The 18,532-nt window shown below is 72.3% G+C and carries 21 protein-coding genes; 11 read left to right on the top strand and 10 right to left on the bottom strand.

Annotated elements, in window-relative coordinates:
• Window positions 1-28 precede the first annotated feature (28 nt).
• The 3 genes from ACXR8F_RS04535 to ACXR8F_RS04545 are packed head-to-tail and all read right to left on the bottom strand — an operon-like array spanning window position 29 to window position 3,363.
• Window positions 29-1,189, bottom strand: coding sequence for an alpha/beta hydrolase-fold protein (locus tag ACXR8F_RS04535; RefSeq protein ID WP_458798930.1), 1,161 nt, complete (start codon window positions 1,187-1,189; stop codon window positions 29-31).
• Window positions 1,186-2,121, bottom strand: coding sequence for a hypothetical protein (locus ACXR8F_RS04540; protein WP_458798931.1), 936 nt, complete (start codon window positions 2,119-2,121; stop codon window positions 1,186-1,188). Before ACXR8F_RS04540 ends, ACXR8F_RS04535 begins: the two co-directional genes overlap by 4 nt.
• Window positions 2,122-2,133: 12 nt before the next feature.
• Window positions 2,134-3,363, bottom strand: a complete 1,230-nt coding sequence (locus ACXR8F_RS04545; RefSeq protein ID WP_458798932.1) for an ATP-grasp domain-containing protein — start codon at window positions 3,361-3,363, stop codon at window positions 2,134-2,136.
• A gap of 154 nt (window positions 3,364-3,517) precedes the next feature.
• On the opposite strand from ACXR8F_RS04545, the gene ACXR8F_RS04550 reads away from it, so the two are divergent.
• On the top strand, window positions 3,518-4,174 hold the full coding sequence (locus ACXR8F_RS04550; protein ID WP_458798933.1) for an HdeD family acid-resistance protein: 657 nt from the start codon (window positions 3,518-3,520) through the stop codon (window positions 4,172-4,174).
• A 28-nt stretch (window positions 4,175-4,202) separates the two neighbouring features.
• Here the strand turns inward: ACXR8F_RS04550 and ACXR8F_RS04555 are convergent, their stop codons facing one another.
• The 7 genes from ACXR8F_RS04555 to ACXR8F_RS04585 form a co-directional block, all read right to left on the bottom strand.
• The gene (locus ACXR8F_RS04555) at window positions 4,203-4,568 is read right to left on the bottom strand and encodes a YciI family protein (protein WP_458798934.1); all 366 of its coding nucleotides are present in this window, start codon (window positions 4,566-4,568) and stop codon (window positions 4,203-4,205) included.
• Window positions 4,569-4,681: 113 nt separating this feature from the next.
• A complete protein-coding gene (locus ACXR8F_RS04560) occupies window positions 4,682-5,815 on the bottom strand; it encodes a hypothetical protein (protein ID WP_458798935.1) in 1,134 nt (377 codons plus the stop codon).
• On the bottom strand, window positions 5,812-6,330 hold the full coding sequence (locus tag ACXR8F_RS04565) for a SigE family RNA polymerase sigma factor (protein WP_458798936.1): 519 nt from the start codon (window positions 6,328-6,330) through the stop codon (window positions 5,812-5,814). Before ACXR8F_RS04565 ends, ACXR8F_RS04560 begins: the two co-directional genes overlap by 4 nt.
• A 178-nt stretch (window positions 6,331-6,508) precedes the next feature.
• A complete protein-coding gene (locus ACXR8F_RS04570) occupies window positions 6,509-7,123 on the bottom strand; it encodes a response regulator transcription factor (RefSeq protein ID WP_045188776.1) in 615 nt (204 codons plus the stop codon).
• On the bottom strand, window positions 7,120-8,220 hold the full coding sequence (locus ACXR8F_RS04575; protein WP_458798937.1) for a sensor histidine kinase: 1,101 nt from the start codon (window positions 8,218-8,220) through the stop codon (window positions 7,120-7,122). The genes ACXR8F_RS04570 and ACXR8F_RS04575 overlap by 4 nt, the downstream gene beginning before the upstream one ends.
• A 5-nt stretch (window positions 8,221-8,225) precedes the next feature.
• Window positions 8,226-8,972, bottom strand: a complete 747-nt coding sequence (locus ACXR8F_RS04580) for an ABC transporter permease (protein ID WP_045188777.1) — start codon at window positions 8,970-8,972, stop codon at window positions 8,226-8,228.
• Window positions 8,969-10,015 (bottom strand): ABC transporter ATP-binding protein, encoded by a 1,047-nt coding sequence (locus ACXR8F_RS04585; RefSeq protein ID WP_458798938.1) that lies wholly within the window; start codon window positions 10,013-10,015, stop codon window positions 8,969-8,971. Before ACXR8F_RS04585 ends, ACXR8F_RS04580 begins: the two co-directional genes overlap by 4 nt.
• Before the next feature lie 152 nt (window positions 10,016-10,167).
• On the opposite strand from ACXR8F_RS04585, the gene ACXR8F_RS04590 reads away from it, so the two are divergent.
• The 10 genes from ACXR8F_RS04590 (at window position 10,168) to ACXR8F_RS04635 (ending at window position 18,515) form a co-directional block, all read left to right on the top strand.
• Window positions 10,168-10,608 (top strand): SRPBCC family protein, encoded by a 441-nt coding sequence (locus ACXR8F_RS04590; RefSeq protein WP_045188778.1) that lies wholly within the window; start codon window positions 10,168-10,170, stop codon window positions 10,606-10,608.
• Between the two features lie 66 nt (window positions 10,609-10,674).
• Window positions 10,675-12,198 carry a molybdopterin-dependent oxidoreductase gene (locus ACXR8F_RS04595; RefSeq protein WP_458798939.1) on the top strand — a complete coding sequence of 508 codons (1,524 nt, stop codon included), beginning with the start codon at window positions 10,675-10,677 and terminating at the stop codon, window positions 12,196-12,198.
• Between the two features lie 112 nt (window positions 12,199-12,310).
• Window positions 12,311-12,985 carry a fasciclin domain-containing protein gene (locus ACXR8F_RS04600; protein ID WP_458798940.1) on the top strand — a complete coding sequence of 225 codons (675 nt, stop codon included), beginning with the start codon at window positions 12,311-12,313 and terminating at the stop codon, window positions 12,983-12,985.
• Between the two features lie 46 nt (window positions 12,986-13,031).
• Window positions 13,032-13,643, top strand: coding sequence for an ECF RNA polymerase sigma factor SigK (gene sigK / locus ACXR8F_RS04605; RefSeq protein ID WP_458798941.1), 612 nt, complete (start codon window positions 13,032-13,034; stop codon window positions 13,641-13,643).
• Window positions 13,640-14,464: an anti-sigma factor gene (locus tag ACXR8F_RS04610; RefSeq protein WP_458798942.1), complete on the top strand. Its 825-nt coding sequence runs from the start codon at window positions 13,640-13,642 to the stop codon at window positions 14,462-14,464. The genes sigK and ACXR8F_RS04610 overlap by 4 nt, the downstream gene beginning before the upstream one ends.
• A 242-nt stretch (window positions 14,465-14,706) precedes the next feature.
• Window positions 14,707-15,135 (top strand): hypothetical protein, encoded by a 429-nt coding sequence (locus ACXR8F_RS04615; RefSeq protein ID WP_458798943.1) that lies wholly within the window; start codon window positions 14,707-14,709, stop codon window positions 15,133-15,135.
• A 12-nt stretch (window positions 15,136-15,147) separates the two neighbouring features.
• Window positions 15,148-15,801 carry a vWA domain-containing protein gene (locus ACXR8F_RS04620; protein ID WP_045188786.1) on the top strand — a complete coding sequence of 218 codons (654 nt, stop codon included), beginning with the start codon at window positions 15,148-15,150 and terminating at the stop codon, window positions 15,799-15,801.
• A 96-nt stretch (window positions 15,802-15,897) separates the two neighbouring features.
• Window positions 15,898-16,917 (top strand): hypothetical protein, encoded by a 1,020-nt coding sequence (locus tag ACXR8F_RS04625; RefSeq protein ID WP_458798944.1) that lies wholly within the window; start codon window positions 15,898-15,900, stop codon window positions 16,915-16,917.
• 42 nt (window positions 16,918-16,959) lie between these two features.
• Window positions 16,960-17,547 (top strand): hypothetical protein, encoded by a 588-nt coding sequence (locus ACXR8F_RS04630; RefSeq protein WP_458798945.1) that lies wholly within the window; start codon window positions 16,960-16,962, stop codon window positions 17,545-17,547.
• 26 nt (window positions 17,548-17,573) lie between these two features.
• Entirely contained in the window at window positions 17,574-18,515 is a 942-nt protein-coding gene (locus ACXR8F_RS04635; RefSeq protein WP_458798946.1) for a phosphotransferase enzyme family protein, read from the top strand.
• Window positions 18,516-18,532 lie beyond the last annotated feature (17 nt).

The following is an 18,532-nucleotide window of genomic DNA, read 5'->3' on the forward strand; positions in this document are numbered from 1 at the left end:
GGGTTGCCTTCCTTCTGGGTTGTGCCCGTCACTCGTAGACGAACTTCTGGGGTCCGGGGAAGATCCAGGAGAGGCCGTCGCCGAGGCGGTCGCGCCAGTTCTCCCAGTTGTGGCCGTCACGCGACTCCGTGTAGCGCACCTTCATGCCGGTGTGCCGGAAGACGGGGACCATCGACCGGTTCGGCGTGATGAGCGGCTCGTAGACGCCGCACGTCATGAAGATGCGGTCGACGACGGCGGAGGGCTTCTCGCGGAAGCGGTTGACGAACTTCACCACCGGGTCGAAGGCGGGTCCGCCGCCGTGGTCGAAGCCGATGTCGGTGAAGACGAGCGAGGCCGACTGCAGCATGAGCGAGCCGAAGTAGCCCGGGTAGCGCACCGCCGTGGACAGCGAGGCGATCCCGCCGAACGAGCTGCCCATGAGGCAGCGGGCCTCCGGGGTGTCGAAGAGCGGCAGCCGCTGGGTCAGCAGCGGCACGAGCTCGCGCGCGATGAAGCGGGCGTGCGGTGCGTGGTTCGGATACTCCTTGAGCCGGTCGCGCGGCGGCACGAAGACGGCGACGAGCGGGTCGATGTCGAGCCGGTGGATGAGGTTGTCGAGCACCGTCTTCATCGCCGCGAACTGGAGGAAGTCGGTGCCGTCGTGCACGACGAGCAGCGGGTAGCGCTGGGCCCGGTTGAAGCGCGCCGGCAGGTAGATCTGCACCGGCTGGTCGCGGCGCAAGGCCTTGCTGCGGATCTGCTCCTCGACGAGCGTGCCCTGCCGCGCCTCGGGGTCGAACGCCACCCAGTCGGGCACCCGGTAGCCGACCGCGGCGCACACCGACGACGACCCCATCGGGCTGTGCGCGAGGCGCGGGTTGAGGGGGTCGTTGAAGCGTTCGTACTGGTCGCCCTTGCGGATCTCGATCTGGTACTCCACCCGTGAGCCCTCGGGCAGGACCGTCGTCACCGCCCACAGGTCCGACTCGCCGATGCGCTTGAGCGGCAACGGGTCCGGCAGACCCACCACGCGGTGGCGAACCCACACCTCGTCGACGTCGCCGCGGTAGAGGAACGTCGCGCGCTCGCCCTCGATGATGGGGCAGCCGAACCGCTCGATGAACCGGTCGATGGCCGGCCCGTCGAGCGGCAGCCGTTGGCGCAGCTGGTTGACGGCGAGCCGCGCCGTGCGGGCCTGGGTGCTCACGCGGCCCCCTCGGTGACGACGGTGCCTGCGGTGGTCAGCACACGCGTACCGTCCGGGAGCACGGCGCGACCGTCGGCGTCGTGGGTGCCGAGCCGGATGACCGTGCCGGGGTCGAGCGGCACCAGGCGGTGGGCCGGGAAGCGCGCCGCGAAGACCGCCATCCGGTCCCGGTCGTCGAGGTCGAGGCGCCGACGGGCGTGGGGCAGCGGCACGAGACCGCGGACGCGCCCCATCCCGCGGTCGTGCACCTCGGGGGCGGTCACCCCGTGCGGCGCGAAGTCGTGGAAGAGGACGACGGGGTCGCACACGGCCATCGCGCCGGCCGACCAGGCGACGACGGGTGTCGTCGCGGGGATCGAGACGGCGAAGAGCCGCAGGGTCTCCATGAGCAGGCCGACGTGCCCGCCGGCCACGACGACGGCCGCCGCGGAGGACAGCAGCCCGGCGATCTCGGCGCGCTGGGCCGCGAGCGCCGCGCTGCCCCGGAGAACGTCGGTGGCCGCCGTCTGCTCGACGAGCCGGGCCACCTCGTACGCGTACCAGTCGTCGACGTCACGCAGCGCCTGCAGCGCGGACCGCTCCGCCCCCTCGCCGATGCCGTGCCGCGACGTGCGGTGGCGCACCGCGAAGACGGTGTCCCAGGCCGACTGGAGGCGCAGGCCGTAGAAGGCGCGCAGCTCGTCGTGCCGGGCCCGGTGGTCGAGCACGACGGCGCGCAGCTCGTGGTCGGCCTGCAGCAGCTCGAACGCCCGGCGGTAGAGGCGCAGGTTGACGCCCCGCCCGGCGAGGTGGCCGGCGAGCTCGGCGTCGTCGGACTCGCGCTCCTCCCAGCCGGAGTTGACCATGGCGATGGGCCCGTCGACGCCGAGGGAACGCACGATCGCGCCCACGGTCGTCGTGAACCGCTGGGGCCCGAGCAGGATCGTCGTCATCGAGTGCGCGCGTCAGCCGGCGTGCACGCGGATGGTGCTGCCGACGTCGTCGAGCATCGCCTTGACGGTGTCGTAGTCGGGGTGGCGCAACCGCACCCATGCGTTGGCCATGTAGCCGGCCTCGACCCCCTGCGTGGCGTGGCCAACCGGCGGGAAGTGGCCGTCGATGACCCACTCGCCGTAGCGCGCCTGGATCTCGTCGATGCCGCTGTAGCCGGTGATCGACCCGTCACGATCAGGGCGCAGCGCGACGATGCCGGCGGCATACGTCCGCTTCATCTGCTGCTCGGGGGCGCGGTGCGTGATGACGTGCGCCCACTCGCGGTAGACGTCGACCTCGTTCGCGGCGGAGTAGACGTCCCACGCGCCGACGCCCGGCGGGCGGCAGCCGATCTCGCTGAACTTCAGGCCCTTCGGGCCGTAGAACCACTCCATGTGCGTGGCCGACGTCTCGATGCCGAGGGCCGAGATGACGCGCCGGCCGAGCTCGCGCACCTCCGCGTAGAAGGAGTTGCCGGGCTCGTCGATGCGGTTGGTCGTGATGAACTGCGGCGAGATCCAGCGGTGGCGCATCGCCTCGAGCACGTTCGGGTAGTAGTGGGTCGCCCAGTCGTGCACGACGTGCCCGTCGAGCGTGATCGTGTCGTAGAAGCCCTCGTGGCCCTCGACGAACTCCTCGATGGCGATCGACGTCGCCCCCTCGCGGCCGTATGCCGCCAGCGCGTCCTCGAGCTCGCGATCGTCGTCGACGCGCACCGTGCCCTGCGCGCCGGCGCCGGCGCGCGGCTTGAGGATGAGCGGGTAGCCCTCGCGCTCGGCGAAGGCCCGCGCCTCGCCGGCCGAGTCGACGGCAGCGCTCGCGGCCGTCGGCACACCCGCCTGGCGCAGCGCCTCCTTCATCGACGGTTTGTCGCGGCACAACCACGTCGTGCGGACGCTCGTGCCGGGGATGCCGCACGCCTCGCGCACCTGGGCGGCGGGCATCGTGTGCGCCTCGACCGTCGCCTCGAGCGCGTCGATCCAGACCTTGTCCTGGAAGAAGCGCACCGCCTCGACCATCTGGTCGACGTTCGTGACCGACCCGACGCGGTAGTAGCCGCGCAGCGCCCCGAGGACCTCGTCGCCGAGGTGCCCCTCCTCGGACTCACCGATGCCGTAGACGTTGGCCCCCACCGAGGCGAGCGCGTGCACGAAGCGGCGCTGGTTCGCCGGGAACGACGGCTCCACGAAGATGATGTTCACCTCGCCGACGCTATCGGTAGGCCTGTGCGGATGCCACGGCTCGGGCGTTGGTGGGTGTGGCGCGATCTGCGCGGTTTGGGGTGTTCGCGACCCATGACGGGGTCAGACTGGGAGCGACCGCACCTCGGGCCGCCCTCACCCCTCAGGAGCAACCATGTCGAGCACCGTCCCCGACGCCACGTCGCCCGACCCCGAGCGCCAGAGCGCCGGCGTCGCTCGCGCCCGAGGCAGGCACCGCGCCACCCTCGAGGAGTCCCACTGGACCCTGCCGCTGGTCGCGCTCGGCATCCTCTCGATCGTGCTCGGCGTCCTCGTGCTCGCGTGGCCCGGCGTCACGCTGCTCGTCGTCGCGATCACCTTCGGTCTCGAGCTCGTCGTCGCCGGAGCGCTGCGCATCTCCACGAGCCGGCTGCTGCCGACCGAGCCCGCCTGGCTCAAGCCGGTGTCGCTGGTCCTCGGCGCCCTGTCGGTCGTCGCCGGCATCATCTGCCTGCTGCGGCCGGGCACCTCGCTGCTCGTCGTCGCGATCGTCATCGCCGCCGGCTGGCTCTCGGAGGGCGTCGCCGCCGTGGCGCAGGGCGTGCGCGCCGGGCGCAGCGCAACGGCCCGCACGTTCCTCGTCGCGAGCGGCGTCGTCTCCGTGCTCGCCGGCCTCGTCGTCGCGATCTTCCCCGGCTCGTCACTCGTGCTGCTCGCGCGGCTCGCCGGCGTCATGCTCGTCCTCATCGGCGTCGCCGAGCTCGTCACGGCCTTCATGGCCCGGCGCGCGGGGACGCCGGGCGCCTCGACGCCACGGCCTGCGCCGGCCTGACGGCGACCCCGCCCGACGGCATACGTGCTCAGCCCTGCGGGGCGTCCTCGAACTCGAAGACGCGGCGCACCTCGACCGAGACCTCGTCGAAGAGCGAGGCGAACCGCGACGCGAGCTCGACGGCCTCCTCCTTGCTCGACACGTTGACCAGGGCGAAGCCGCCGATGACCTCGCGGGCCTCGCTGAACGGCCCGTCGGTGACGGAGACGCCGGCGCCCTCCGTCTTGCGGATGACGGCACCGTCCTTGGTCTGGGTCACGCCCTCGGCGGCGAGCAGCACGCCCGACTCGGCGCACTCGTTCATGAGGTCGGCCATCGCGTCCTGGAACTCCTGGCTCGGGTTCCAGGCCTCGGGGCGGGCCTCGTCGATCTTGTGAATCATCAGGTAGCGCATCGGAACTCCTTGGGGTGCCGGCCGGGTCGGTCCCAGCCTCCACCACGACGTCGATCGGCGGCGCGCGGAGTCGACATTTCGAGGACCAAACCATCTGCCGGGAGCCGCGGGGGTCAGGAGGCGGGCAGCAGCACCTCGCCTCGGGGCACGAGCCGGTCGCACGCGTGCGTGACACCGTCGCAGGCCAGGAGCACGTCACCACTCCCGTCGTCGTGATGCACGAGCGCGAGGGCGAGGTGCCCGTAGGACCACGAGAGGTAGTGGTAGGCGTTCCGTTCCGGCAGGACCCACATCCTTCCGGTCCGGGTGTCCACCAGCGCCGAACCATGAGAGGGCGGCTCGCGCCCTTCCCAGGGTGCCAGCAGGAAGGAGCCATCGGCGCTGAGCCGCCCCCAGGACTCCAGCTCCGGGAGCGTCACCGCTGGCCGGTGGTCCGCCTTGAGCCTAGGGGCCGGCCCACCCAGGGCCGGGACCGCGCCATCGAGGCTCCCCCAGTACTGCGTCGAGTCGTGCACATCCACAGGAAGGAGAGCGCTGAGACTCTCGGGTGTCGGCTTCCCGGTCCACACGTCGGCGAACGCGCCGCTCACCAGGTCGATCCGGTGCACGGCGAAGTCCGATCGCCACACCACCTCGTGCGTCGAGACGTGCAGGAACCCGTTGCCCCCGTCGACGTGCTCGCGCCCGGCGAAGTCCCTCACCGCATCCAGTCCCGTGAACTGGCCGATCTCGCGCCCCTCGAGCGTGTCGTAGACCATGAGCGTGCCGTCGGGGTCGAACCAGGCGGCGAAGCCGCTGTCCGGGTCGCCTGCGGGCCCCGTCGGGGAGCGACCGATGACCCGCGGCACGCCGTTCCACGCGTGGTACCAGACGTCCTGGCGAGCCGGGTCGAGGTAGACGGCGCCCTCGCGCACCAGCGCGAGAACGCCCCCGCCCTCCGCGTTGACCAGCGGGACCGGCGTGGTCACGACGACGTCGCCGCGGTGCAGCCCGGCCGAGTCGTACCAGACCGGCCCGGCCCCCAGAGTCGGTGGGCGCGGGGCCGGCACCGGCCGGTCCGTGCCCCGGGAGACGAGGACGATGCCCAGGACCGTGGCCGCCAGCACGGCCGCCACCACCACACCTGCGGCCGTCCTGCGACGGTTCCGGCGAACCGTGCGCTTCACCGCCGCGACGTCGACCTCCGGCGCAGCGACCCGGTCGGCCAGCTCGTGAGCGGCCCGAGAGAGACGTTCGTCGAGCGTCATGACGTCGCCTCCTCGGCTCGCGGGGTGACCGGCTCTGCCAACATCTCGGCGAGCCGGTGGGAGGCGGCGTGGGCGTGGCTCTTGACCGTGCCCGGCGCCATGTCGAGCGTGGCGGCGATCTCGGCCTCGGTCAGGTCCTCGTAGTAGCGCAGGACCATCACGGCGCGCTGCCGCGGCGGCAGGCTGAGGACGGCGGCCCAGACGCGTTCGTGCTCGTCGAGGTCACGCACCACGTCGACCCCGTCCGGCTCGTCGGTCCTCAGCCCGGGCGACTCGTGCGACGAACGCCGGCGCCACCACGAGCTCGACTGGCTCACGAGCACCTTGCGCGCATAGCCCACGGGACGGTGCATCTCCTGCACCCGGGGCCACCGCTGGTAGACGCGCACCAACGTCGTCTGCAGGAGGTCCTCTGCTCGCTGGTAGTCACCCGTCATCAGGTACGCGGTGCGGAACAGCGTGGCGCTGTGTGCACGCACGAAGTCGGTGAACTGGTCCTCGTCGCTCGGTCGCATCTCGCCCTCCCTTACGACGCGCTGACCGTGGGAAACCTCCACACCCTGAACGCCGTGAGACGACGCGCGGGTTCAGTCGTGCGAGCAGTGGGCTGCACCTTCAGCATCCACCAGAGACACCCTGCAGACCGGGAGAGTCGACGAGGCGTGCTGGCGAGGCGTGCTGGCGAGGGGTGCGTCAGAGCCAGCCGCGCTCCTGGGCGACCCGGGCGGCCTCGGCGCGGGTGGACGTGCCGGTCTTGCCGATGGCGGCGGACAGGTGGTTGCGCACGGTGCCCGCAGACAGGTGCACCTGGCCGGCGATGGCGGCTACGGTGCCGCCGCGCAGCGCCACCCGGAGCACCTCGCGCTCGCGCTCGGTGAGCGGGTTCGCACCGTCGACGAGCGACTCGGTGGCCAGCGAGGGGTCGACGACCCTCAGCCCCGCGTGCACCCGGCGCACGGCCTCGGCGAGCTGCCGCGCCGGGGTGTCCTTGACGACGAAGCCGGAGGCCCCCGCCTCGAGGGCGCGGCGCAGGTAGCCGGGGCGCCCGAAGGTCGTCACCACGAGGGTGCGCACGCCCGGCAGCTCGTCGCGCACAGCCGCAGCGGCCGCGATGCCGTCGATGCCGGGCATCTCGATGTCGAGCAGGCACACCTGCGCGCCGGAACGCCGCGCCGCGTCGACGACCTCGTCGCCGCGGCCGACCTCGGCGACGACCTCGAGGTCGGGCTCGAGCGCCAGCAGCGCCGCGAGCGCGCCCCGCACGAGGGCCTGGTCGTCGGCGAGCAGCACCTTGACCGTCTCGCTCACAGCCGCACCTCCAGCACGGTTCCGTGGCCTTCGCGGCCGGTCTCGAGCGAGAGGCGCCCTCCCGCGGCCTCGACCCTCTCACGCAGCCCGCGTATGCCGTTGCCCTCGGGTCGCCCGCCGAGCCCGCGGCCGTCGTCGCGCACCGTCAGGCGGTCGCTGTCGAGCTCGACCCAGCACGCGTCGGCGTCGCTGTGCCGCACGACGTTCGTCGTCGCCTCGCGCAGCACCCACGCCAGCACCGTGCGGTGCCGCGGGTCGACGGCCGCCGGGTCGTCGGGCACGTGGGCCTCGATGCCTGCACCCGCGAGCGCCGTTCTGGCCGAGGCGAGCTCGTTGTCGAGCCGCGCCTGGCGCAGGCCGCCCACGGTCTCGCGGATCTCGGCGAGCGCCTGGCGGCTCAGGGCCTGGATCTCGGCGAGCTCGGCCTTGGCGCGCTCCGGGTCGAGGTCGACGAGCCGCTCCGCCAGCTCGGCCTTGACCGTGACGACGGTGAGGGAGTGGCCGAGCACGTCGTGCACGTCGCGGGCCACGCGCTCACGTTCGGCGACGAGGGCCAGCTCGCGCGACATCGCCTGGTACTGCTCGCCCCGCTCGCTCATGAGGCGGATGACCGCCGTCATCGACCCGACGGCGAAGACGATGATCGCGACGACCCACGTGTCCTCCCCGGGGGCGACGAACACGGCCGCGAGGGCCGCGACGACCACGCCGACGACCCCCTGCGCCATGGCCCACACGACCGGCAGGGCGAACATGCCGAACGACACGACGAACGGCAGGAAGCTGAGGCTGCCGACCCCGATGAGTGCCGCCATCGCGACCGTGCAGGCGACGAGGACGGTCAGGTAGGCCACGCCCCGACGCGTCCGTGGCCGGCAGTCGCGCTCGAGCCGCTGCAGGTGCTGCGCGCCGAGGGCGTAGACGAGACCGAAGACGGCGATGAGCGCGAGGCCGACGACGACCTGCCAGCCCGGGCGGCCGGTGTTGACGACGGCGAGCACCGGGAAGACGAGGAAGACGAGCCAGACACCCTGGACGACCCACGACCAGCGCTCCCACGGATTGTCCACCGTCGGGCCGGCGGCGAGGGGATCCACGGCCGTCACTGGCGCTCCCGCCCGCGCCGCACGAGCACCGTCGCCAGCACCCCGAAGACGAGCGCCCACCCGACGACGTTCGCGACCGGCAGCCAGAGCGGGTCACGCGACCCGTCGGGCAGGAACCCTTCGGTGAGCGGGTAGCGCGCCAGGGCGGCATACCCGTAGAGGGGGGTGAGCTTGGCGAACGACAGCAGCGCGCCCGAGAGCGGGATGAAGAGGTTGCCGAGGAAGGCGAAGATCACGAGCGTGCCGGCGGCCGCGCCGACGGCCGCCTCCGAGCGGAACGCCGTGCCGATGAGCAGGCCGTAGAGCGCGAAGACCGACGACCCGAGGAGCACGAGCGCGGCGCTGAGGGCCCACGCGGCCGCCGACCCCTTGGCGCCGGTGATGGCGCCGAGCACGTAGGTGAGCAGGATCGGCACGGCCGCGACGGTCATCGCGATGAGCGCCTTCATGGCGATGTACGAGCTGTCGGCCAGCGGCGTGAGGCCGAGCTGGCGTCCCCAGCCCTGCACGCGCTCGACCGCGGCGTTGCCGCCGATGCTCGTCGTGGCCGTGACGGCGCCGTATGCCGCCATGCTGATCATCACGTACATCGCGACGTTGCCGTTGCCGATGTCGGCGCTCTTCGCGTCGACCGTCGAGCCGAAGATCAGGTAGAAGAACGCCGGCAGCACGGCGGTGAAGAACATGCCGGCCCAGTCGCGCGTGATCCGGCGCATCTCGAGCAGGGTGAAGGTCGCGTTCATCGGACGAGCTCCTCGTCGTGGTGGTCGTGTCTGGCATCGAGCCGGGCATCGAGTCGGGCGGCGTGGCCGCTGTCGGCGGCGCCCTCGCCGTCGGTGGTGCGGTCGCGCCCGTCGCCGGTCAGGGCCATGAAGGCCTGCTCGAGCCCGGCGGTGACGATCTCGAGGTCGGTGCCGCCCAGCTCGCCGAGCAGGAGCCGGGCCACCGCGTCGGAGTCGGTCGCGGAGACGAGCACCCGGGCGCCGCGCTCCTCGATGCCGCGCACGCCGTCGGTCCCCCTGAGCACGGCGACCGCGCGCGAGCGGGACTGCTCGGGCAGCGTCGCCGACACCGTGCGCCCGCTGGCTCGCGACCGGATCTCGGCGGTCGTGCCGTCGGCGACGATGCGACCACCCGCGACCAGGACGATGCGGTCGGCGAAGGCATCGGCCTCCTCGAGGTAGTGCGTGGCGAAGACGACGGTGCGGCCGGCGCTGGCGTCGGCGTGCATCGTGTCCCAGAAGTCGCGGCGGGCCGTGACGTCCATACCGGCGGTCGGTTCGTCGAGGACGAGCAGGCGCGGGTCGGGCAGCAGCGCGAGCGCGAAACGCAGCCGCTGCTGCTCGCCGCCCGAACACTTCGAGACCCGGCGGTCGGCGAGCGTCGCCAGCCCGGCGCGGTCGATGACCTCGTCGACGGGCGAGTGAACGGCATATGTCGACGCGATCATGCGGACCGTCTCGCGGACGGTGAGGTCGCGCAGCAGCCCGCCGGTCTGCAGCACGGCGGACACCGCGCCCGAGACGACGGCCTCGCGTGGGCGGCGCCCGAAGACCTCGACCGTGCCGCTCGTGGGCTCGGTCAGGCCGAGCACCATGTCCAGGGTCGTCGTCTTGCCAGCGCCGTTGGGGCCGAGGAACGCGACGACCTCGCCCGGCTCGATGCGCAGGTCGATCGCGTCGACGGCCCGCACCTCGGTGTCGTGCGAGCCACGCTGCGGCGGAAAGGTCTTCACCAGACGGCGCAGCTCGATGGCCGGGGCGGTCGCTGTGGTCGATGTGGTCACGGTGCCACTCTCCCAAGCCACGGCGGCCACCGTCAGGGGCAACGGTCACGGCCTGCCCGTGACAGGTGTCATGGCGCCCCTGGCTGAACGGGTGACCCTGCCGGGCCGCGAGCCCTGCCTCGACCGCCGCGCAGTAGGTGAGACTGTGGCCCATGGCGCACTTCACCGTCGTGGTCGAGACCGAGCTGCCCGCTGACGAGGCGTGGCGGCGCCTGCTCGACCTGCGGGCGCACACCCGCGCCATCCCGCTGACCACCCTGCGCGGTGAGGTGCTGACGGCTGACGGGCTGCGAGCCGGGTCACGTTTCGTGGCCCGCACGGCCGTCGGGCCCGTCGGCTTCGACGACCGCATGGTGGTGGACCAGATCAGTCCGCCTGCCCTCGAAAGTGCCGGGACTGCGCGGATCCGCAAGGAGGGCAACGTCGTTCGCGGGCAGATCGACCTCGCCGTCGTGCCCACCGGGCGGGGCTCACGGGTCGAGTGGGATCAGGTCATCCGCGTGCGCCCGCTGCCCGCGGCGCTCGACCCCGTCGTCGCGCTCGTCGCACGGCTCGCGTACGGGACGACCATCCGTCGCCTGCTCCGCGGCTGAGCACCGCGCCCCGCGCGGCCGGGCCGTCGGCCATCCGGCCGGGCCGACTGCTCCGAACCACGGAGCATGACACGTCTACGCCTCGCCCTGTGCGGGATCCTCGCCGCCATGGCGGGCATCGCCGCCGGCCACCTCGTCGCGGCGTTCGTGTCGCCTGCCGCGTCACCGGTCCTCGCGATCGGTTCGACCGTCATCGACCTCACCCCGACACCCGTCAAGGAGTGGGCGATCGCGCGCTTCGGCACCGCCGACAAGGCGGTGCTGCAGGGATCGGTGCTGGCCGGGACGCTGGCTCTCGCCGCCGTCGCCGGGCTGCTCAGCCGCCGCAGGATGCCGTTCGCCGTGGGTCTCATCGTGCTGCTCACCGGTCTCGCCGGCGCGTCCGCCCTGCTCCGACCGGCGGCCGCCGTGCGCGACGTCGTGCCGTCGCTCGCCGCCATGGCCGCCGGTGTCGCGGTGCTGGTGTGGCTGGCCGGGCTCGCCCGGCGGGCCGCCGGGGGCGAGGACCGGGCGGCCGCGATCCCTCGCGCCGTCGGCACCGGCAGGCGCGGGTTCCTCGGTGGCGCGCTCGGTGTCGCCGTCCTCTCCACCCTCGCCGTCGCCGGCGGCCAGCTGCGCGCCGGCGCGCAGCGGGCGAAGCAGCTTGCCCTCCCGCGCGCCCAGGACCCTGCCAAGCCGTTGCCGAAGGGGCTCGAGTCGACGGTCAAGGGCATCGCGCCCCTGCGCACCCCGACCGACAAGTTCTACCGGGTCGACACCAACCTCGTGGTGCCCCAGGTGGACGTGGACACGTGGACGCTGGAGGTCGACGGCATGGTCGAGCGCCCCGTCACGATGACCTTCGCCGAGCTGTCCGCGATGCCGCTCATCGAGCGCGACATCACCATGACGTGCGTCTCCAACGAGGTCGGCGGCGGCTACATCGGCGCCGCCCGCTGGCTGGGGGTGCGGCTCACCGACGTGCTCGACCGCGCCGGGGTCACGGGCGCCCCGGACCAGCTGCTCAGCACCGCCGTCGACGGCTTCACCATCGGCACCCCGCTGTCGGTCGTCCGCGACGGCCGCGACGCCATGGTGGCCATCGGCATGAACGGCGCGCAGCTCAGTGACACCCACGGGTTCCCCGCACGCCTCATCACCCCGGGCCTCTACGGCTTCGTCGGCGCCACGAAGTGGCTCACGAAGCTCACGCTCACCACGTATGCCGCCGACCAGGCGTACTGGACCCAACGCCAGTGGGCGACGGACGCACCGATCAAGACGAGCGCCCGCATCGACACGCCGGCGCCGCTCTCGACGATCCCTGCAGGCCGCACAGCCGTCGGTGGTGTCGCCTGGGCGCAGCATCGCGGCGTCGGCAAGGTCGAGGTCAAGATCGACGACGGTGATTGGCAGTCAACGAGACTCGGTCCAGACGTCGGCATCGACTACTGGCGGCAGTGGTTCCTGCCGTGGGACGCGAAGCCCGGCCTGCACCGCATCTCGGTCCGCGCCACAGACCTCGCGGGGCGAGCCCAGATCAGCGAGCGCGCGACGCCCTTCCCCAGTGGCTCGAGCGGCATCCAGGAGGTCGTGGTGACCGTCACCTGAGTGCACCCTCAGCACCCGCCGCGAAAAAGCTTGTCCCACAACCAATCCAAAGCTGCGACAGCAGCGAACCCCCTCTGACTGTGCACCACCACACACACCAGGAGCTATCGAGATGAAGACCATGAAGACGCGTACCGGGCTCGTCGCCCTCGCCATCGCCCTGCCGCTCAGCCTCGCCGCCTGTGGCAGCTCCACCGACAACACCGCATCCGCCGGTGCCGGCAGCACGCCCGCCGCGAGCTCGTCGGCCACCTCCGACGCCATGACGCCGACGCCGTCCGAGACGATGAGCTCGTCCGACTCGATGGACGCGTCGTCGGCCGTCTTCGGCGCGGGCTGCGCCGCCGTGCCGAAGGACGGCAAGGGCTCGTTCAACGGCATGGCGACCGACCCGGTCGCGACGGCCGCGGGCAACAACCCGCTGCTCTCGACGCTCGTCACCGCCGTCAAGACCGCCGGCCTCGTCGACACCCTCAACTCGGCGCCCGAGATCACCGTCTTCGCGCCCGTCAACGACGCGTTCGCCAAGATCCCCGCGGCCGACCTCAAGAAGGTCCTGGCCGACAAGCCGACCCTCACCAAGATCCTCACGAACCACGTCGTGGCCGGAAAGATCGCCCCGGACAAGCTCGCGGGCGACCACAAGACCCTCGCCGGCACCACGATCACGGTCAAGGGCTCCGGTGAGGACTTCACCGTGGGCAAGATGGACGCCAAGGTCATCTGCGGCAACGTCCCGACGGCCAACGCCACGGTCTACATCATCGACGGCGTCCTGATGCCCTGATCGTCTTACGACCAGGCTGACGCACACCACGACGACGGGCGACACAATGGACCCCATGTCACGGTTCTCGGTGGTCCCTTCCGGCGATGACTCGCCGGAAGGGGCCGCCCGCCCAGTCCAGCTGGAGCACCTGCTCCGCCGGTCGGCGACCGGAGATGAGACGGCGTTCGCAGACCTCTACGACGCGGTTTCCTCCCGGCTCTTCGGCCTCGTTCGTCGGGTCGTGCGCGATCCCGCCCAGTCCGAGGAAGTGACCCAGGAGGTCTTCCTCGAGATCTGGCGGCACAGCGCACGCTTCGACCCGACCAAGGGCGCTGCCCTCTCGTGGATGCTCACGATCGCCCACCGCAAGGCCGTCGACCGGGTCCGGTCGGCGGAGGCCGCCCGCCACCGCGACGAAGGTTATGGCGCCAGCACGCAGGACGTCACCCACGACTCCACGTCGGAGGCCGTCGTCGAACGGCTGGATGCGGAGCGGGTTCATCGGGCCCTGGGGACGCTGACCCAGGCCCAGCGACAGGCCCTCGAGCTGGCCTACCTCGGGGGCTACACGCACACCGAGGTCGCGTCGATGCTCGACCTGCCGCTCGGGACGGCCAAGACCCGCATCAGAGATGGACTCATCAGACTACGAGACACACTGGGGGTGACACTGTGAGCGACGACATCCACGCGCTCTCCGGTGCCTATGCCGTGGATGCCCTCGACACCGTCGAGAGGGCCCGGTTCGAGCGCCACCTCGCCGACTGTTCCGCGTGCCAGGCCGAGGTCGAGAGCCTCGTCGCGGCGGCAACGGAGCTGTCGGTGCTGACCGAGGCCACCCCTCCGGCTTCCCTTCGTGCGAAGATCCTCGCGGACATCGCGAACATCCGCCCCCTGCCGCCGCTCACCGTGCCGCGTGAGGAGCCGGTCGACGACGTCGCCGCGCCCACGCCGGCACCCCAGCCGACCGCAGCCACCGGGGCGGAGCCGACGGCTGCCGGCCCGCGCGATGACGAGCTCGGCGAGCGACGTCGCACCCGCAGCACCCGCGGGCTCGCCCGCGGATGGCGTCTCGTCGTGGCTGCTGCCACGGTGGCGGTGCTCGCCATCGGCGGCTTCACGGTGTGGCGTCAGGTCAACACCGACCCGTCCAGGGCGATCGCCGACCAGGTGCTGGCCGCGGGCGACAGGACCAGCACGGCCAAGCGCTTCCCCGACGGCTCGTCGGCAACGGTGTGGCGCTCCGAGTCGCTCCACAAGGCGGTCATCGTCACCTCCAGGATGGCCCAGCCACCGAACGGCAAGGTCTACCAGCTGTGGCTGCAGGACCCGACCGGGCACATGGCCTCGGCCGGCGTCATGCCGGCCGGGCCCGACCAGGTCGTCGTGCTCGAGGGAGACGCGAGCAAGGCCACCGGGGCCGGCATCACCGTCGAGCCCCCCGGCGGCTCGGGCCAGCCCACCTCCGACCCGATCGCCCTCTTCTCCTTCGCCTAACCACCGTCACAACCGGTCGCCCGTCCGTCGGGCGGTCACGCGCTCCTTCTCGGCTTCCCCGCCTGCAGCCCGTGGCCGCCCGACCCGGGCGTCCCTGCGCACGCCCGCCCCACGCGTACGCCCTCGGGACGCCCCGGCGCCACGCGAAGTCCGCCCCGCCGGACTCATCGGAGGCACGCCACGAACTTCTGGCGGCTGCGATGCTATTGCGTCGCCGCAGTTAATGCGGCATCGTGGTGGGCATGAGCAACGAGCACCCGCAGAACCCTGCACCGGCGGCCTCGAGCGAGACCATCCGGGCGGCGATCGACGCCGCCTCCTCGGCCCTCGCGGGCGCTGACGCCGAGGTTCCCAGCGCCGCGCTGCCGCTCCTGCGCATCGCCCAGGAGCACGTCACCACCGCCATCGACGAGGCCATGGCCGCCGTGCTGGTCTCGGAGGGCGGCACCATCCGCACGGCCGGCGCGCTGGCGGGCCTGTCGGAGAACGCCGTCGGCCCGCGCCTCGCACGCACGCGGCTGCTCGCGGCATACGGCTCGGACTCCGGTCGCGTAACGGCGGCCGGCGTCGAGCGCGCCCGCTACGACCTCGAGGAGGGGCGGCACCGCGTCGCGGCCGACTCGCCCGACCAACCGAAACCGATGCGCTTCCGCGCGCGCCGCACCACCTGAGAGGGGACCACCATGACCGACCCGAACCTCACCCACCTCTACTTCCTGCTCGACCGCAGCGGCTCCATGCAGTCGATCAAGGACGACACCGAGGGCGGCTTCAACGCCTTCATCGAGGAGCAGCGGTCGCAGTCCGGCCAGTGCCGCGTCACCCTCGCCCAGTTCGACGACCAGTACGAGGAGGTCTACCGCGACCGGCCCGTCGCCGACGTGCCCCCGCTGCAGCTCGCCCCGCGCGGCAGCACCGCCCTGCTCGACTCCATCGGCCGACTGGTCGGCGAGGCCGGCCACCGGCTCGCCGCGCTGCCCGAGCACGAGCGGCCCGGCGTCGTCATCGTCGGCATCATGACCGACGGCCACGAGAACGCGTCGCGCGAGCTCACGCACCCGCAGGTCAAGGCCATGATCGAGCGCCAGACGAAGGACTACGGGTGGCAGTTCCTCTACATGGGCGCCGACCAGGACGCCATCGAGGTCGGCTCGAGCATCGGTGTCGCAGCGACGAACTCGATGACCTACAGCCGGGGACGGGTCGCCGCGGCGATGGCCGCGACGTCGCGCAACATCGGTCGCACCCGCTCCGCGGTCGCCGCCGGCGTCCCGATGCACGAGGCCGCCTCGCTCATCGCCTTCGACGACGAGCAGCGCGCCGCCGCACAGGAGTGACGGCGGGGTCGATTGCCCTGTTTTGCTGCGGTTGGTGCCCGATGAGAGGAATCTGAGTTGGGTCAGTGAACGCCGTGAGCAGGCAGGGGACTCGACATGCAAAGTGTGATTCTCGAGGTCGCCATCGGGTTGGCCTTGGTCTACTACGTCAGCGCCACGCTCGTCAGCGGGGTGGCCGAGGGCCTGACCCGGCTCATGAACACACGGTCGAAGATGTTGTGGGCGGCACTGGCCCGCCTGTTGAAGGACGATGACGAGAGCGCGCGCACGCTAGGCGCTCCGAGAATCTTCCAGAGCCTGGTGCCGGGGGCGCAGTTCGACCCCAGACCCGAGGCGCTCAATGCGCCGGCGCCCGGCGTGACCGCCGCCGGCTACTCGTCGGGCCAACGCCTCGCGGACTTTGCCGGGGCACCCTCGGTCAAGGGGCTCGACTACGTGACGGGCGGCCGCACCAAGGTCACCAACGTGCCGGGCGCCGTCTTCGCCTCGGCCATCCTCGAGCTCGCGACCATCAAGGGCACCGGCGGCACCGTCCAGGCGCGACTGGTGTCCTTGGCCGCGGCCTACGGAGACTCCCCGATCGGGCAGTTCCTCGCCACGCGTGCCGCGCAGCTCGGCGACGACGTCGACAAGATCACGGACGAGCTCTCGAAATGGTTCGACGCGCAGATGGTCAGGCTGACCGAGACCTACCGGAAGAACATCAAGTACGTCCTGGCCGTGATCGGGCTGATCGTCGCCGTCCTCTGCAACCTCGACACGCTGCGGATCGCCGACGGCCTTCGAACCGACGCCGCGGTGCGGCAGGTCGTCACCGCGACGGTGGGTGACCTCACGTCCGCCGACATCACGGCAGGGTGCCAGACCACCGTCACCGACCCCGTCGAGAAGACCCTGAACTGCGGTCTGCAGAAGCTCGACAAGATGGCCACGCTCGGCGTCGTCATCCCCTTCTCCGAGGGCTGGTCAGACCGGTGGTCCAGCAGCTGGACGGGCGGAGCCAACCCCGTGTCCCACGTGCTCGGGCTCGCCGTGACGGTCGGCGCCATGGCCCTCGGCGGGCCCATGTGGTTCGACTTCCTGATGTTCCTCAGCGGTCGCAAGAAGGGAGGCTGACGGATACGGGCCAACGGCCCGGACCACGGGTACGTTGTCGCCATGAGCGACGCCCCCGGCCCGTCCGGGCCCGCACCGGCGTCGGGGAGCCCCGACGAGCAGTTCGTCGTGCCTCTCCCCACGCAGGCGCTGCCCGTCGCCGAGCCGACCCGCGCCCTCCCGACGGCGGGCTCCGCGCCCGTCGTCCCACCTGCCCCGACGAGTGCGCCGACGAGCGCCCCGAGCCCGTATGCCGGCCAGCCGAGCCCGTATGCCGCTCAGCCGAGCTGGTGGCCGCCGCCCGCCGGGGCCGTGGCACCCGAGGCCGGCTCGGCCGGCAGCGACCGGCCGGTCGACCCCCTCATCGGCCAGGTCGGGTCGGCCCTGTTCTGGATCACGGTCGGGTGGTGGCTCTTCTTCGTCGTGCGGCTCATGGGTCGCATCGCCCGCGTGGGCTTCGACGACACCCTCGTCATCCGCACCATCGACGCCGGGCCCGAGGAGACCGTGTCCGCCGCGGTGCTGTCGGTGCTGGCGGCGCTCCTGCTGCTCCTCGGACGCGGCCGGACGGGCAGGACCCCGCTCGGCTGGGCCGCCCTCGGCCTCGCGGTGCTCACGGTCGCCGTCACCGTCTGGCGGCTGCTGCCGTGAGCCGGCACTGCTGAGCGGACCCTGCGGTGCTCACCCCCTCGGCGGCCGACGCGGTCGCAGACGCCTACGCCCTCCCCGGGCCGGCCCGACTGACCGGGCCGGTCGCGCGGGGTCAGCTCGGCCAGGTCTGGCGGCTCGACACCTCGGCGGGGACCCATGCCGTGAAGGAGTGGTTCGCGACCCCCGACCTCGCCGACGTCTCCCGGGACGCCGACTTCGTCGATGCCGCCCTGGCCGAAGGCGTCTTCACGCCGCGGCTCGTGCGCACCCGGCGGGACGAGGTCGCGACCGTCGTCGCCGACACCGCGGTGCGCGTCTTCGAGTGGGTCGACCTGCGGTCCCGGTCACGACAGCTGGACCCGGCAGCCGTCGGCCACACCCTCGCGGCGCTGCACCGGGCCGGCGCGCCCACCGACGCCACGGTCGACAACTGGTTCGCGGCCGGGTTCGGCGAGGCGAGCTGGCGGGAGCTGCACCAGCGCCTCGTCGACGAGGACGCCCCGTTCGCCGGACAGCTCGGGGCGCTCGTCGACGAGCTCGTCGCCGTCGAGGCGGTCATGGAGCCGCACGAGTCGCCGATCACCTGCCACCGCGACCTGTGGGCCGACAACGTGCTCGCGTCGGCCGACGGCCGCGTCTGCGTCATCGACTACGAGAACATGGGCCCGGCCGACCCCAGCCAGGAGCTCGCGATGGTGCTCTTCGAGTTCGGCGACGACGACCCGTCGCGGGCGCGTCGGCTCAACACGGCATACCGCGACGCCGGCGGCCCCGGCCACGTCACCCGCCGCGGCCACTTCACGATGCTCGTCGCGGAGCAGGCCCACATCGGGCAGCTCGCCTGCTCGCGCTGGGTCGGCGCGACCAAGGAGGCCGAGCGGGAGCGCCTCGCGCAGTGGTTCCTCGAGATCCCCGACGACCCCGTGACGCTCCCCCGCATCGACCGCATCCTCGCCGCCGTCACGTAGCGGCCGCGCGTCGGCAT

This window comes from Terrabacter sp. AAH1 (assembly GCF_054456855.1).